Here is a 17,347-nt window from a genome sequence, read left to right on the forward strand (position 1 = left end):
AAATAGTATCATGGTGCGCATTTATTAATGTAATTAGAGAAATTTATGCTTTTTCGCTATCTGAATCCAGAACAGTTAAGAAACCTATGTCAAAAAAAATCACTACAAGAATTGAAAGACCTTAATCATCGCTACGGTGACTTTTTTGAAGTGATTGGTAGCCAGAAAAATGAAGTTTATAACCAAATCACTTCCATTGATCAAAAAATTACTACTATTCAGTTACAAATAAAAGAGGATAAAGCCTATCAAGAACAAGCTCGAAGATACCGACAGAACGTATTAGATAATTTACCTGGAAATCCAGCAGAACGACTTTTAGCCCAACAAGGTGTTGCATATGTATTTGATTATACTCAGCTTAGCCTGCAAGAAAAATTACGTAAGCTCGAACGTCAAAAAGCAGATTTAACGCAAAGCCTTAACAGACTTACTGTTGAATTTAGAGCCTACATACAGGAATTAAAAATTGTTAATGCTGTGATAGAAGAAAAAGAAGTTAAAGTAGCCCCTTTAGAACCGCTAGCTTTAAATTAAATAGAGGCAACTCAATTGGTATCAATAAATTTTATGCCTAAGTAGTTATTATTTCTATTTTTTTTAAGAAATTATTATTTATTAACTATTGGCGCTACTAAAAATTTCCTTAGCCTATATATAAAATTTTTTTAGTTAAAACGCATAAATTTTATGAGAACACTTAATGAACGTCTAATTTTCACATAGTAATATTTTTAGTCATAAGAACACATAAAGGTTAGTGAATATTATGGCTAATTTACCAAAAGATATTAAACAATTTGAATTAAATTATATTTGCTCATGTCTTCTATTTTGTAGGATTCAAAATTCTGCTGATTTGGCTAAAAAATTTGATGTTTTAATTAAACAAATCGATCAAAACCCAGAGATATTTAAACGTTATTATACAAAAGAAGAATGTATTGCCATACTTAAACAAGCAATAAAAATTTATAGCGCTTCACTTGCTTTTAATATTAAGTTAAATGAGCAGCAAGTGCTGACATTTGATACAACGCTTAAACAGGCCCGTCTTCAGGCTGCATCTAATTCTAATATTCCTTTAAATGATGATTTATCAAATGTTACTAAAAGTTATGACCGACTTACCAAAGCACAAAATATTAAAAAAATAATAAATAAAAATATGCAAACTTTAATTAAGGAAGAAGAAACCTTAATCGTACCTCAAATAATTTTTGGGGCAGGCGATACTGGCACAACATTATGGCTTGAGAAATTTAAAGATCAACATGGGAAAACACTTGCATACTTAGCTGACAAAAAAATACCACCTGTATTAATGATTGCTGAAGATGCGGGCAGTTGGCACCATAACTATACACTCGCACAGCGTCATAGTATCCTGGAAAGAGCAACAGGTATAGAAAACCCATCAGCTTATGTAGGAAGCCATTACTATGAAAAAAATCCCCATGCAAATGGACGCCATGTTTATCAAGCAAATCAAGTAAACCTTGCTCTTACAGAGGCACCTTTATTACAAGCATCCGTATTAAAACTTGAAAAGCAGTCTAATCATCAAGAAGATTGGCAAGTTTCTGACTATCCATATCGTTTAATCATTCAAACTGCAAATGGAACAAAGAAAGTTTATGCACAAGAAATAAATATTTGCACAGGACTTGGGCCTGCAAAAAATATTATTGCCGATACTTTTCTTAAAAAAGAAGATTTCCTCAAATTAAATCAATTTGATAAACAAAGAGAGTTTACACCGATTATTGATGGTAATGACTTCATTTTAACCGGAAAAGAAGAAAAGAAAACAGGTAAAACGATAGTCATCTTTGGTGGTGGCGGTACAGCAGCGGCATGTTATCGCAAAGGATTTTTCGGTAATGATCTCCATACGCAAGAACGCCAATTTATGAAGGAGTACCAACGCAATCAAGTTTACTGGGTAGCCACAAATTTTAATAAGGCTGGTACAGGAACACTTGCTACTACCGCGCTTGCTAATGCCAAAGAGCGTAAAGAATTACGTTGTGGTACCTTACAAAGCATACAAGAAAATACCGATGGAAGGTTAACTTTAACTTTTAAAAACCCACAAGAAAATACCGATAATAATTTAACTTCTCAAACTTTTACAATTGATTGCGATCAATTTATTTATTCAGTAGGTCAAGATAATAGCCATATGCGCTCTATCTGTATGGAAATTGAAAATGAATTAGCGCTTCTTTTTGATCATGAGAGTGAGATGGTGTTAAATGTAAGCTCTGGGGATAAAAGAGTTTTATTTTTCGGTGCAGCTGCGATGGCTATTCGGGAAAAAGAATATATGTCAGCTACTTGGAGCTGGTTGAAATCTGAAAATATTGGTGGTGATGTTGGACCGGGCTCGATGCCACCATCTAGAGCTCAAATTAAACGATATAACTTCCTGCAGGGACAAAAGATAGATAATATTAATGCTAATATGGATTGCAAAAATCTTATCGTTAAATTTCTTGAAGATATCAACATCTCAAAAATGATTGCTTTAAATTTTGTGCAAGATCTTTTAAATGCAAGACAGGCAAGTGCTCCGGCAGGCGCTAGTCATCAGCAAATTAAAGAATTATTAATTAAACATAAATTAGATAATATCATTGAAATACATGGACATGCACATCTAGTTAAAAAAGCATTATCACCAAGTCAAGCTAGAGCAAAACATCGGCAGTCAATGCCCATACTATCTTGGCTTGGTTCAGAAAGACGAACAGCTAATGCAGGCGTACTTGTATCATCAGTTAGTACTACAAGTAATAAGAAAGAGAAAGTTGCAATCTCTACAAGTGCGGAGATTCAAGAGTCCAGTCTAGACTTAAAAGTTTAAAATCTGCGGTTTTCTTGTTAAAATACTACCTTCATGACAAGTTCATTATTGTCAACGAAGGTAGTTACCATGGCCAACGAGAAATCGATAGAAAAAGAGACGGTGCTACAACTCGATAAAAAGGAAGAAGAACTAAAAAATAAGATTTTACATTATTATAAAGTTCACAAGGAAACCTTCTTAATTGAGTTAATTAAGAGAGCTGATACCGGCAGCTTAATAAAACTCGCTCTTAGTGATGCATGCATTGATCAAATATGCAAACTACCTCAATTAGCTGAATACTGGACTAACGTCTGGCGGCTATGTGGTTTAAATCCACGTGAAGATGCGGAGAAAAATAATAAACCCTTGCATGAATACTTGCCTATGCCTACTGTTTCCTCATGTTTCGATTTAATTAAAGGATATTTCCTTTATGAGAATTACAGAAAGTTAACAAGTGATGCCTGCAATAAAGGGCAACACTTGTATCTTATAGAAAATTATCTAATGGATTCTGCTGAACTTGGCTGTTACTTTGCTATTAATGAATTATGTAGCATCGGTGTAAATTTATTAAAAGAGGAATTCAATGAATTTATTGTTGTGAAAATGCTGCATTATGCAAGGTTAGCTGCGCAGATTTATTTAGCGCCCGGCTATCTTTTATTAGCTAATGTATATCAGGAACTAATTCCTTTTCAAGAGCAACAAGTGTTACAAACGGTTAATTTGCGCCTAGAAGCCTTTAAGTCTATCAATATAGCTAAAAGACTTGAGACTATATCAGCGCCGATGATTAATAATGCTTATCAAGGACAAAACTTAGCTGATGCAAGTGGCGGAAAACTTAGAAGCTTTACGCAGGCTGAGCAACGACTACAAAACTTATTACATTTAGATTACCTTGAGCTTGACTTAGCTATTGAGCACGCAAAGGAAGAAGCCCAATCTATTCGTAAATTATATGAGAGCTCATCTTTAACTGAAGACCCAGATAATCATATAACTACTTTTATCTCTAAAACAGGTGCCTGAAAAACTTCTACTAACTTTTAAATGTTAATATCTGCAAAATATAAAAATAATTTAATATGTGTCGTTATAAATATTTAAATATCAAGCAGTCAAGGATTTGACGAACAAGGGGTAAAAATTTATAACTTATAAATAGATTGACGAAGTATAAGCTTTTGGTCGTTTACTAGATAAAATTAACGGTACAATGGGTAACCTAAGTGAAGATAGATTTACCATTTAATAAGTTATTATTAAATTAATGGGTTAATAGTAAATTCTGCATTTTAGATTCATTTTTTTTTAAACTAGTTTAGCTTAATTTATTAATAAAACTCTAAAAATTTTAAAATACGTTTAAACCTTATGGTGTCGCTGTCGCAGATAATAAAAGGATGGTTTTTTTAAAAATAGGTAGGCTTAAAGAAATTTAAAACTAAAAAAACCGCGCTAAATATTATAAAGGTTAATAATAAGGTCAATAATAAAAATCTGGGGTTAGAAATAGGCTCAGGCTTTCGATAAAAACTATAAACACCTAAAAAACTGCAAGCACTACCAAGTAGCAAGCCCCCTATCACATCTGATAACCAATGAACTTTAAGAAATAGGCGAGAAGCTAATTCCAGTAAAACAAAAATAAATGCTAACGTTAAAATAAACCAAGTATGTTTGGTTTTAGGAACAAGTAGTGCTAATAAAAAAGTGACGTAAGCTGAACATAATGTTGAATGACGACTAGGAAAGGCATAAGTTATCTGATCAGGCAACGCACTCGGCCTTGGGTAGGCAATGGTAATCTTTAATATTGAAGCAAGTATTGTTGCAATAAATATCAGGCCAAATAAGTGGATGGCCAAGCGTTTTTGTTGTTTTAAATACAAAATAATACTTACTACAGTAAACGTAGGAATAATAATGTATTTATTTCCAAATAAAGATATAAAATTACTAGCGTAAAAAATAAAAGAACTTTGTATTTTATCAATAAATAAGTAGACCTCTTTATCCATAGATAAATATGACGATTGGTAAAAAACGGTTAACGCCAGAAGAAAAAACAAACAGAAGCATAAAATACTACCAAATAAAAAGTAATTTTTTCTCATTCTAATAATGGCTCTGACTATAATTTTAAAGGAAAAAGCGCTTAATTAAATAATTTAAAAATATAATTAAGCACGTTCTTAAAGTTTATGGCAACTCAATAGAGCTCTCATTACAAATTAAAGTTAAGTAGCAATCAAAAATTCTCTTTACAATTTGAGCATAAGAGCTATAAATAATTTTCAAATTTAATTTAGCGTTCAGTTAATGGTATAAGGTGAAACTGCTCTTTGGCAGAGTTTACGCATTGCCATGGCAATAGGCTTGTATAATTGAGCTTGTTTAGCATCACCTGTATATTCTTTAGCTAAAGCTACTGGATCAGTGAAACTTAACCATACTTGGCCCGCTTCATCTATCGTCGCCATCACACGTAGAGGTAAATCAATAGCGATTGCCGGGATCGCTTGCATCATGGCAGTTCCTTTAGCAGGATTACCAATAATTAATACTTCAGTCATCGGTAGTTTTTGACCTACATGTTGAGCTTCGCCACTATGGTCGATATGCGCAAATACCTTACCCCCTTGCGCTTTAACTAAAGTAGCAACACGTTCCATCGTTTCCTTAACAGGATAAGGACTTTGTATAGTTTCTACCCAGGGTGCAGTCACGGGTGCTGCTAAGCGAGCATCAAAAGCACCAGCGATTTTGCGTCCTAAAATATCTAAATCAGGTAAATCACCTTTATTGGCTAGCAAGGTAACACACAATAATTCATCAGCTGCCGTAAATCGGCTAAGAAAAGAAGAGTAGCCGGGCACGTTTCCTTTTATTTCCATTAATCCTTTTCGTCCTGGAAATAACCAGCCTGTATTGCCTGGTATTGTTTTTCCATTTTTTAAAGTAATGGGACTAAATAGGAAAGCTCTATCTTTGGCATCTTTAACTAAAATATCGCCTGCTAAGCCTATATCCCAGGTGCTAATATCAGCACTTGATGCAATAAGCCCACTATTGGCAAAAGAAGCACTCCAACTTGTTGATTTGATAGCAACTAAACTTCCACTGCTCTCTTGTGAATAGCCATTTGCTAATTCAGTTGGGTTAATTAATTCAGCGACATGTAAAAATTGACTATGTTTATACGAGCTATTCTCAGCGCTAAATTCGTTTTTAATAGCATTTTTATTGGCGATAAAATAAGTGTGTTTAAGACCTAAAGGCTCAATCTGCTTTTTAGTTACGTATTCTTGATAGCTCATGCCACTTATATTTTCAATAATAAGGCCAAGTAGATAATAATTGGTGCTACTTTTATAAGCTTGTGTTCCTGGATTAAATAATAAGGGTTTATCTTTAATTATATTTATAATTTCTGTGGGTGTATAATCTTTAGCAAAATCAAAGCTAGGCTCATCTATATAACTAGGTAATCCAGAACTATGCGTGATTAAATCTTGAATCGTAATAGCATTCCACTGCGAGACTACTCCTACAGAGGATGGAAGGTATTTAGTAATCGAATCCTCAAGTTTAAGCTTACCTTCTTCTTTAAGCTGCATGATTGCAATTGCAGTCACAACATTAGTTATTTCACCAACATTAAATACGGTATTTGATGAAACCAGTTGCTGACTTTGTGTATCAGCGATGCCATAGCCAACCACCCTGGTAATATAAGGTGCTTGAACAATCGCTAAAGATAGGCCAGGAATATTATTATCTTCCATATACTTTATCACCAAATCATCAATCGATTGACCATGATAAAGGACGTGATAATCGCCGCGACCCTTTCCTGCAAACGTTGAATTTGAAATAAGCGCCCCCACTATTCCTAATGTGATAAAAAATTTTTATTCTTCCTAAAAGATAGCATAGCTCATTTATTAAAATTTATTATTTATTTTATAGTACTATTTTTGCAAAGAATTGATAGCTTAAATAACACAAATTAAATTTGAAAAAATCCTTTTTTATAGGTGCTTATTATCATTAACTATATGCAAGGAATAAAACACGGTATACTTCTCATTTTTGCTGCAAATAGAAAGATTTATGTACGATCTCAACTGGTCTTATGCTTATGGTAAACCTCAATCTAGCGCTCAATTTAAGCTTGAGCCAGAGGATTTTCAAGTTATTGAGTATTTTAATGAAGAATTTAGCGGTGCAGGCGAACACACCTTATTAAAGATTGAAAAACGGGGATTAACAACAGAAGAAGTTGTGAAATCTTTAAGCCGCTTAATTAATAAGCCAATAAAGCAAATTAGCTACGCAGGCTTAAAAGATCGCCAAGCATTAACTATCCAATGGCTAAGTATTCATACACCAGGTGAAATAATTCCTGGTATTGAAACACTACAAGCACCAGGTTGGAAAGTTATTGAAACCACGCGCCATATTAAAAAATTAAAACCAGGGTTTCTAACTGGCAATCATTTTAATATCAGATTAAAAAATTTAACTGAACCAGAGCAATTTAAACAACGCAGTGAACAAATTAAAATAATGGGTGTTCCTAATTACTTTGGCGAACAACGCTTTGGCCGTGATGCTGGAAATCTATTCAAAGCGAAAGACATCTTGGTAGAAAATCGTAAAATTAAAGACCGATTTTTAAGAGGCATGTATTGCTCGGCCGCACGCTCATGGCTTTATAATTTAATTCTTTCTAAGCGCGTTGCCCAAGGTAACTGGAATATACCCATTAAAGGCGATGTAATGCAATTAAGTGGCTCTAAAAGTATTTTTACCCTTGAGAATATAGAAGAAACGATATTACAACGCATAAAAGAAAAAGACCTCTCACCTGCCAGCCCTCTACCCGGAAAAAATAAAAACATAGTTGCTGATGATGCGTTATTATTTATAAATGAAGTATATCAAAAGTGGCAACCTTGGTTAGCAGGATTAATACAACAGGGATTAGAGGAAGCCTGGCGTGCCAATATTTTACATCCTCAAAATCTGCAATATCACTTTTTAGGTAATATTGCTGAATTATCCTTTACCTTACCGGCAGGTTCTTATGCGACAACTGTTTTACGTGAATTAGTGCAATATTCTCCTTAATGACGTAAAACAATTTCTGATAAAGGGCTCATCTTTGAAAAATGCAAACTTATGGTTGTTATAATGAATATTAAGTGTGCTAAAGTTATTTAAGGCAGTAATTGATAGTATTACTTAATCATAGGAAACAGGATGGCCCGTGAATTAATTGAAGCACTACCTTTTTGGTGGTTGGTTATATTATGTATATCAATACTTACTATCGTTGCTTATTTATCAGTCATAATTTCAACTCAGTTAATTACTTTCCCTATAGATAAAGATCACCGCTCACTAACTAATACGTTAATTAGAATATTAGGCACAGGTTTTTCTGTGTTACTTGCTTTTATTATTATTAACACTTGGAACTATTTACTAAAAACCCAAGATGATATAGCTACAGAAGCTGATGCTTTGGCCACAATGGTACGTAATATTAATGTATTTCCAGCACCAGCAAAAGATAAAATTATGGCAGGGATTCGCGATTATACTATTTTAGTCAGAACTCAAGAGTGGGCGCTAATGAAAGAAGGTGAAGAAAGTCCGGATGCGTGGAATGCACTTAATAATTTATTTTTGATTTTACAATCCTTTGATCCTCAAACCAATTTAGAAAAAATATATTATTCTCAATGTATAAAAAATCTTGATACTATTTTGGCAGCTAGACGAGATAGGCTTTCTCGCCTAACAAGTATTATCCCCGAAAAACTAAGTTCGTCTCTTATTATAGGCTCCATTTTTCTTGTCGTTATATTAGGTTTAGTTCGTGGTGAATCAGGATTTCTAAACACGACACCAATATTATTTTTTGCAGTTGTCTTTGGCTTTAATGTAGCCATAGCCTTAAGTTTTGATTACCCTTATTCAGGTGATATTTCAGTAAGTAATCGCCTATTTTATGAGGGTATGTTAAGTTCATTTAAAGATTCAGAGCTTAATATAACCTCACGCAATCCCGCCTCTTAAGTGATACTTTTAAAATAACATGCTGATCCCAAACGTTAGTGTATTTTCGCTTGCTTCTTGACCTAAAGGTGAGAAAACAGGTTGATAAAAACAATTCATACCACCCTTAATTGCTCAAAACTGACTAACAAGGTGCCAATAAAATATATCAATATCAGTATTTTCTATTTTACCACAATTAAACTCAGCATCATTTGTTAAAGTCACTAGCAAATAATATAATATTTACGCATTTAGGCCTCAAACGTTTTATAAGAGAAAACTATTGGAGTATTGATGAAAAGAAAACAAGAAGATAATTGGAATGGAAAAATTTACAGTGATCCTAAGTATTCTCGCTTACAACATCATTTTGAAGATAAAGTATTTACAGATTTCGTAGTAAAGCATGAAGGCGAGCGCAATAAAAATAAGCGTATTTTAGAAATAGGTTGTGGTAATGGTCACTTAACAAAGAGAATCAAGACAGAATTAAAAAGTGATAGTGTAATAGCTATAGATAATTCTGATTCAATGATAAAAGAAGCAAAAAAAACGTACGCAAAACATGCTAATACTTTCTTTAAAAGACAAGATATTACTAATCCCCGCCTACCTCTTTATCAACAGTATAATGCAATGATATCTTTCTTTTGTTTCCATTGGATTGTTAAACAGAGAGAAGCTTTAAAAAATGTGAATAGAGCCTTACAAGCAGGCGGACATGGCTACATTTTTTTCCCCGGCCGCGCTCATTTCCCACAAACCGTCACCTCAACTAAAAGAAGCTATATTGATATAGCAAAAGATTTATTAATAAATGATCCTAAGTTTAAAAATATTTTTACAGATTTTAACATAGAGCGCATTAAGCTTTCTGGAGATAACTATCCGACATTTATAAAAGAGGCGGGATTAGAATTAGAAGAATTAATTCCCATTAACGAAACGTTTATATTTCAAGACTTAGCTGAGTTAAGTCGCTTTTATCAAGGTATTTTATCGGGCTACTTAAAATTTAATAATTCTACCAATCTAACTGACGCTGAAAAAATGCACTATGTAGCAAAGCTTTGTAATAAAATTGCTCATGAACTTGTAAAACAAGGTACCTATAAAGAAATTGCAAATGAACAAATAGAATCAGAAGAAGATTTTTTACTCGCTATTGTTAAAAAACCAGGCTTAGTAGATATGCGTCATATCGACACAAATAAACTTCAATTAAAAGATTCACAGAATCAATTAATCTCTAATCCCGATTTAACCTTGCTACTTCGTATCTTAAATGCCGGCCCACCTGCTAATAATACTAGACGACATGATAAAAATAATGAGGAGAATAGTTACTTACAACTTCGTTAAAAAGATTAAATAGCTTTTAACCTTAAAACAAGTTTATTCATTCTTCTTAATGGCCAAGAATAAATTTTATATTAAAGTCAATTTGCAGTCTTGGATTAAAGCTGGATTTTGTGGCGTTAAAGAAAAGCTTATCTTAATCTTAGCGCCTTTGGCATGGGCTATAAAAAACCCTCTTAGCTTACTCTCATCTACAATATCACTGTAATTAAGAAGCAATACTATTCAAGCTTGTTAATTGAGAAGATGGGGGTTAATAAATTTTTAATAGTTGGAAAGGCGATATAAATTTGTATTCAGCAGATTTTAGACTAGTTTCTTATATTTTAATCAACCAGTTACCTATCTAGTAATTAGACTGATTATTACATAAACTTACTAATAAATGGATTTTAAAATAGAACAATTAAACTTGGTTAGACTTTAACACTTACAGGAGAAGAAGTGAGAAGTTCTATTCCTATCAATAGCTTATCATTAACTAGTCCTATATTAGCTATTTTCGTAAGCCTATTAGGCCTAATGGTATTGTTTGGCTGGTATACGCATAATGCCTTAATTATTCAAGTATCACCTTCTTTTGCTCCAATGCAATTCAATGCTGCTTTAAATTTCTTTTTATCAGGATTGGCGCTACTTTGTTTATACTTAAATACAAAAAAAACTGCACTTTTTATTGCTAGCCTAATCATTCTATTATGCACGCTCACTCTCTTAGAATATTTCTTAAATATTAATTTAGGTATTGATGAGCTTTTTATGACTCATTATATTACCGTGCAAACTTCGCATCCTGGACGAATGGCACCCAATACAGCCTTTTGTTTTCTGCTTTTATGCCTTACTATTTGGCTACATCCCTCATCTATAGAAAATACAGAAAGAAAGCTAGCTTGCATACTGTTAGCTTCGCTTATTATTCTGTTAGGTGCCCTACCTTTATTTGGTTATTTATTTGACTGGCAAACTGGCTGGTCTAATTTTACATTGATGTCGATACATTCAGCCTTCGCTTTTATAGCCTTAGGATTAAGTTATATTTTATGGCTTCGGCGTGAAGAAATAAGCATTTTAAACTCCATGGATATATTGCCTATATTACTTGTTTTTTTCACTAGCGCTATCATTTCTATTGTTTTATGGCATTTTCAAGTAATACAGGAACAAAAACAAATATCATTAGCGATTCATGAGGCTAAAGAACAAATTTCTACTAAACTTAAAACCGAATTTGAGCGTCTAACTCAAGCGTTGCATCGGGTTTCTTTGCGCTGGCAGCAAAATAATGGCCATAGTAAATTAGCTTGGCAAACAGATGGCCAAGCTTATCTAGCCGATTTTCCTGCTTTAAAAATCATGGGGTGGCTTAATCAAAATAATGAACTTCAATGGCGTATTCCTGAAGATCAAAATCAATTTTTATTAAATTACTCTATTCCTTTTTTACAAAGTAAAGCACTTAAGGAAAAGGGAAGCAAAACAGCAAAATCTGGTGTACCTATTATGCTTGACAATAAGCAAATTGCCTTACCTATCTTTATCCCCCTATATACAAAAAATGGGTTTGATGGTTATTTATTTAATGCTATCGACATGCAAGCCTTTGTTGATAATGCCTTAGATATGCAAACTAAAAATCACCTGCACATGATGATTTCAGATAAAAATTATCGCCTTTATCCTAAGGATAATCTTAACAATGCAGGCGTTCAAGCTAAACAACTTACTCAAAACACAAATCTAAAGTTGCTTGATCGTAATTGGACATTAACATTATGGCCATCTCAAAATTTGCTTGGCTTATATTATACAGTCATTCCTATTTTTACTCTTATTACTGGCTTATTATTGTCTGTGTTGCTAGCTATGCTAGCTTATATGCTTAAAAAATTGCACGATGCCCGAAAACTGAGCCATTTAATTCTAGAAAGTGCTGGCGAGGGTATCTATGGGGTCGATAAAAGCGGCAAAACTATATTCGTCAATTCAGCTGCAGTAAAAATGATAGGCTGGGAACAAAAAGATCTTATAGAAAAACGCCAACATGATCTAATCCATTATAAAAATCTTGATGGTAGCCCTTATTTAATTTCTGACTGCCCTGTTTATCATACTTTAGCAACAGGAGAAACTAAACATAGAGACGATGAAGTTTTTTGGCGTAAAGATGGGAGTTATTTTTGGGCAGACTATACAAGTAAAGCCATTATAGAAAATGGGAAAATTATAGGTGGCGTAGTTACTTTTAAAGATATTACCGCCAGAAAAGAACATGAGCAGCAAATTAAACAACAAAAAAATAAGTTAGAAGCGATGAACAAAGAACTTGAAGGTTTTAGTTACTCTGTTTCTCATGATTTGCGTGCTCCCCTACGACATATCATTGGTTATATTAAGTTCTTACAAGATAAAGTTAATAAGCTAAATGATACCGAAATGAATGAATACATTCAAATTATAAGTACTGAAGCTAAACGGATGGGGCAATTAATTGATGATCTCTTAGCCTTTTCGCGCGCTGGACGTTTTGCCTTAAATAAACAAAACGTAAATTTTAATGAAACAATTGACTCTGTCATTGCTGAATTAACAAGCCAAATAGAGGATAGAAAGATAGAGTGGCACATCGCTACCCTACCACAAGTTTATGTGGATCAAAATATGATGCGTATTGTCTGGCAAAATTTACTTTCTAATGCATTAAAATTTACTAGAACCAGAGAAGTCGCGATGATTAGTATCGATTGCGAGGATGATTCTGATGAATGCATTTTCTCGGTAAAAGATAATGGCGTTGGATTTGATATGACTTATTCCGATAAGCTCTTTGGAGTTTTCCAACGTCTACATGCTGAAACTGAATTTGAAGGAAATGGTATTGGTTTATCAAACGTCCAACGAATTATATCTCGTCACGGTGGCCGGGTTTGGGCAACCAGTGAATTAAATAAAGGGGCGCAATTTTATTTTACGCTTCCTAAAAAAGCGGTAGGAGAATAATATGATAAAACCCGGACATATTTTGTTAGTTGAAGATGATAAATTAGATGCAGATTTAGTTATCAAGGCTCTTCAAAGTGAAAAAATTTATAACACCATTGATTGGGTTAAGGATGGAAAAGAAGCCTTGGATTATTTACGGTTTGAAGGCATGTATAGTAGTCGTGAAAACACTCAACCTATCCTTGTTTTACTTGACTTAAAAATGCCTAAGATAAATGGCATAGAAGTACTACAATCCATTCGTGCAGATGCCAATTTAAAAAAACTTCCCGTGGTTATCTTAACTTCTTCAAAGGAAGAGCAAGACTTAGTTAACGCTTATAACTTAAATGTTAATGCCTACGTAGTAAAACCTGTTGATTTCGTTCAATTTACTGAGGCTATACGCCATATTGGATCGTTTTGGATAATTTATAATGAGCCACCGCCGGAAAAATAAGTATGACAGAATTAAATATCCTTTATTTAGAAGATGACCCAATTGACGCAGATTTCTTAAAGAGGCAGCTTAAGTCTACAGCAAGTTTTTTATTTAATTTAGAAGTAGTTGCAAAGAAGGATGACTATTTAAAGGCCATTCATAAACAGCAATACGATATTATTTTATCAGATTATTCCTTACCGAATTTTGATGGCTTAATGGCGCTTGAGTTAAAAAACAATTATCAACCAGATGTGCCTTTTATTATTGTTACAGGTGTGCTTGGTGATGAAGCAGCAGTTAAATTAATTAAAGCCGGTGCTACAGACTATGTATTAAAGGATAATTTAGAGCGCCTACCCTTGATTATCCAAAGAGCGATTGAAACTGCAAAAAATTTAGCGCAAAAAAGATCTTGGGAAAGCTTATTTCGTGCTATCGAGGACATGTCTTATGCGGGTTTTTTTAAAACGAATGAAAAGGGCGTATGTATTTATACTAATAAACATTTAACTGAAATGTTAGGCGTTGACACTAATTTTTTGCTTGGCTCTATATGGCAACAGCAAATCCAAGCGTTTAATAAAGAAGAAATAGCTAATCGTTGGCAGGATGCTTTTAACCAAAAAATACAGTACCAGGATGAACTACAAATTTATTCTCCTAAAGATAATCGCTGTATTTGGCTAGATGTGCATGCTGTTCCTGAACATAATCAAAATGATCAATTTATGGGCTACGTAGGAATTGTATTTGATGTTACGCATTTAAAAGAAACAGAAGAGAAGTTAAAAAGAATGGTTAATTGTGATCATTTAACCCAATTAGCTAACCGCCATATGTTTAACATTTTACTGCAAGAAGCTATTAAACGAGCAAAGCGCTATCATCATCAATTTGCTGTGCTTTTTTGTGACTTAGATCATTTTAAAAAAATAAATGATACCTACGGTCATCCAGTAGGTGATAAATTTCTACAGAAAGCTGCCGAAATTTTAAAAGAACAATGTAGAGAAGTAGATGTTGTGTCTCGTTTTGGTGGCGATGAATTTGTTATTCTTCTTGATAAAATCACAGATATAAATCATATTAAACCAGTTCTAGAACGCATTATTGCAGCCTTTAATAAATTCATTTATGTTGATGTCAATAACACCTATAAGATCTTTTCTACTATTAGTATAGGTGTTGCTCTCTATCCCAATGCAGGCGATTCAGTTCAAGCTTTGTTACAACATGCTGATCAAGCTCTCTATCAATCAAAAAATTTAGGGAAAAACACTTATCATTTTTACGATGAAACTCTCAATTTAACAGTCAAACGCCAGACAGAAATTGAAAATGAATTAAGGATGGCTCTCTCAGAAGATACCCTTTATTTAGTTTATCAACCACAATTTAATTTAAACACAGGTAAAATTATTGGTATTGAAGCACTATGTCGATGGAATAATCCTAAATTTGAGTCTATTTTACCTCATGAGTTCATTGCCATTGCTGAAAATTCAAACTTAATTAATAAATTAACTTATTGGGTTTGTAATAAAGCTTTTCAACAATTAAGAGCCTGGATAGATAATTATCCTGAATTATTTAAAGATATCTTACTTTCCATTAATCTTTCGTCACTTACCTTATCTAATCAAGGCTTAATTAATAATCTACTTGACCTCATTGAAAAGTATCGTGTAAACCAGCAAATATGTTTCGAAATTACTGAAACAGCAGCTATGACAAATATTAAAGAGTCTTATAAGGTATTAAAAAAATTTAATGATATTGGAATACAGAATGCAATTGATGATTTTGGAGCAGGCCAATCTTCTTTAACTCATTTGAAATCCTTACCAGTCGGTATTTTGAAAATTGATTCAAGCTTTATATTAGATATAAATAATAATCCTAACGATCTTATTGTTGTCAAAGCCATTATAAATTTGGCAAAAGCATTAAAACTCTTTGTGATTGCTGAAGGGACAGAAAATCAAGAGCAGCTTGATATTTTAAAAGCGAATGGCTGTGATGCGGTACAAGGATTTTACTTAGCTCAGCCGCTTGAACCTGAGCAATTAATCGAGTTTTTAAGGACAAATACTAAACTAGTTTCATAAATTTCCAATAATTGGTTTAGTTACAATTAATGTATTAATAATCACATTGACATCCTTAGCACAAGTATTTCTTCCTAAATTATGATAAAATAACACTCGAATAAATTATAAAAAAGTCAAACTGACTACCAATTAATTATTATCTCTGGTGAGTCTTGTTATTAATTTAGTAAGGAAAAAAATGAACTTTCAAGCCCTAGGCTTAATAGATACCTTAGTCCAAACAGTGCATAAATTAGGCTACAACAATCCTACGCCTATTCAGGCCAAAGCTATCCCGCCTATCTTAAATAAGCAAGATGTCTTAGCTTCAGCGCAAACTGGCACAGGTAAAACGGCTAGTTTTGTATTACCTATCCTACAACTTTTAAGTAAGAATCCACGCGCTAAAGATAGGCGAATCCAAGCCTTAATTCTTACGCCAACACGCGAATTAGCAGCACAAGTTTGCGATAGCATTAAAGAATATAGTCATAATTTAACGTTACGCTCTACAGTAGTATTTGGGGGTGTAAAAATTAATCCTCAAATGATGAAGCTACGTTCAGGTGTAGAAATTTTAGTAGCGACACCTGGCCGTTTAATTGATTTACATCAGCAAAATGCAATTAAACTTGATAAGCTCGAGATGTTTATCCTAGATGAAGCAGATCGCATGCTCGACATGGGCTTCATCCATGATATCAAACGGATTATTCGTTTATTACCCGCTAAAAGACAAAATTTAATGTTTTCTGCTACATTTTCAAACGATATTCGGGCTTTGGCTAAAGGAATATTACATAATCCAGTTGAAATTGATGTTGCACCACGCAATACATCAGCAATTAATATTAAGCAAACCATTCATCCTGTTGATAAAACTCGGAAAGCAGCCCTGCTTTGTCATCTTATTCATCATAATAAATGGGACCAAGCAATTGTTTTTTCGCGCACCAAACATGGCGCTAATAAGCTTGTTAAGCAATTAGCAGAGGCTCAAATTCATGCAGTAGCTATTCATGGCAATAAATCTCAATCACAAAGAACGAAAGCCTTAACTGAATTTAAAGAAGGGGAAGTACAAATCTTAGTTGCTACTGACCTTGCCGCACGTGGTATTGATATTGAAAAATTGCCATGCGTCATTAATTTTGATTTACCGCAGGTTGCTGAAGATTATGTTCACCGTATTGGTAGAACAGGTCGAGCAGGATCTACAGGTCAGGCAATTTCTTTAGTTAGTGCAGATGAAATAGGTTTGTTAGTTGCTATTGAAAACTTAATCAAAAAGAAACTTAATCGCATTGAAATTAGTGATTTTGAACCAGTCCATAATTTACCGCAATCTATTGTAAAGTCACAATCTATAACGAGATATAACGCTGCGCAGCCCAAGGCTAAACAAATAAAGAAAACTAAAAAATGGATTAATACAAAGAAATATAATAAGAAAAATGTTAAAACAAATAATAATACTTTTAACTAAAAAAATAAGCTGTAATTTTAGTATTTATTTAGGCCACGTTTCTAAATTTTTCG

12 protein-coding genes are annotated in these 17,347 nt (G+C 33.3%); 10 read left to right on the forward strand and 2 right to left on the reverse strand.

Features of this window, described 5'->3' with window-relative positions:
* Nucleotides 1-45 precede the first annotated feature (45 nt).
* The 3 genes from E1P04_RS08305 to E1P04_RS08315 all read left to right on the forward strand — a co-directional run bounded on the left by E1P04_RS08305 (nucleotide 46) and on the right by E1P04_RS08315 (nucleotide 3,889).
* Nucleotides 46-537, forward strand: a complete 492-nt coding sequence (locus tag E1P04_RS08305) for a hypothetical protein (RefSeq protein ID WP_131782449.1) — start codon at nucleotides 46-48, stop codon at nucleotides 535-537.
* Between the two features lie 232 nt (nucleotides 538-769).
* Nucleotides 770-2,869 (forward strand): hypothetical protein, encoded by a 2,100-nt coding sequence (locus E1P04_RS08310; protein ID WP_131782450.1) that lies wholly within the window; start codon nucleotides 770-772, stop codon nucleotides 2,867-2,869.
* 69 nt (nucleotides 2,870-2,938) lie between these two features.
* Nucleotides 2,939-3,889, forward strand: a complete 951-nt coding sequence (locus E1P04_RS08315) for a DUF5630 domain-containing protein (protein WP_131782451.1) — start codon at nucleotides 2,939-2,941, stop codon at nucleotides 3,887-3,889.
* Between the two features lie 383 nt (nucleotides 3,890-4,272).
* Here the strand turns inward: E1P04_RS08315 and E1P04_RS08320 are convergent, their stop codons facing one another.
* Both E1P04_RS08320 and E1P04_RS08325 read right to left on the reverse strand, forming a co-directional pair.
* Entirely contained in the window at nucleotides 4,273-4,977 is a 705-nt protein-coding gene (locus E1P04_RS08320; RefSeq protein WP_131782452.1) for a phosphatase PAP2 family protein, read from the reverse strand.
* A gap of 198 nt (nucleotides 4,978-5,175) precedes the next feature.
* On the reverse strand, nucleotides 5,176-6,750 hold the full coding sequence (locus tag E1P04_RS08325) for a serine hydrolase (protein ID WP_242604411.1): 1,575 nt from the start codon (nucleotides 6,748-6,750) through the stop codon (nucleotides 5,176-5,178).
* A gap of 226 nt (nucleotides 6,751-6,976) precedes the next feature.
* Between E1P04_RS08325 and truD the strand changes: the two genes are divergently transcribed.
* The 7 genes from truD to E1P04_RS08360 all read left to right on the forward strand — a co-directional run bounded on the left by truD (nucleotide 6,977) and on the right by E1P04_RS08360 (nucleotide 17,294).
* Nucleotides 6,977-7,996 (forward strand): tRNA pseudouridine(13) synthase TruD, encoded by a 1,020-nt coding sequence (gene truD, locus E1P04_RS08330; RefSeq protein ID WP_131782454.1) that lies wholly within the window; start codon nucleotides 6,977-6,979, stop codon nucleotides 7,994-7,996.
* Nucleotides 7,997-8,128: 132 nt separating this feature from the next.
* Complete coding sequence (locus tag E1P04_RS08335; protein ID WP_131782455.1) at nucleotides 8,129-8,950, forward strand: bestrophin-like domain; 822 nt, start codon at nucleotides 8,129-8,131, stop codon at nucleotides 8,948-8,950.
* Nucleotides 8,951-9,226: 276 nt separating this feature from the next.
* Entirely contained in the window at nucleotides 9,227-10,294 is a 1,068-nt protein-coding gene (locus E1P04_RS08340; RefSeq protein ID WP_131782456.1) for a class I SAM-dependent methyltransferase, read from the forward strand.
* 441 nt (nucleotides 10,295-10,735) lie between these two features.
* Nucleotides 10,736-13,291, forward strand: coding sequence for an ATP-binding protein (locus E1P04_RS08345; RefSeq protein WP_131782457.1), 2,556 nt, complete (start codon nucleotides 10,736-10,738; stop codon nucleotides 13,289-13,291).
* 1 nt (nucleotide 13,292) lies between these two features.
* On the forward strand, nucleotides 13,293-13,733 hold the full coding sequence (locus E1P04_RS08350) for a response regulator (protein ID WP_131782458.1): 441 nt from the start codon (nucleotides 13,293-13,295) through the stop codon (nucleotides 13,731-13,733).
* Nucleotides 13,734-13,735: 2 nt separating this feature from the next.
* A complete protein-coding gene (locus E1P04_RS08355; RefSeq protein WP_131782459.1) occupies nucleotides 13,736-15,826 on the forward strand; it encodes an EAL domain-containing protein in 2,091 nt (696 codons plus the stop codon).
* A 181-nt stretch (nucleotides 15,827-16,007) separates the two neighbouring features.
* On the forward strand, nucleotides 16,008-17,294 hold the full coding sequence (locus E1P04_RS08360; protein WP_131782460.1) for a DEAD/DEAH box helicase: 1,287 nt from the start codon (nucleotides 16,008-16,010) through the stop codon (nucleotides 17,292-17,294).
* Nucleotides 17,295-17,347: the final 53 nt, after the last annotated feature.

It is taken from the genome of Legionella gresilensis (assembly GCF_900639865.1).
Classification (GTDB): domain Bacteria; phylum Pseudomonadota; class Gammaproteobacteria; order Legionellales; family Legionellaceae; genus Legionella_C; species Legionella_C gresilensis.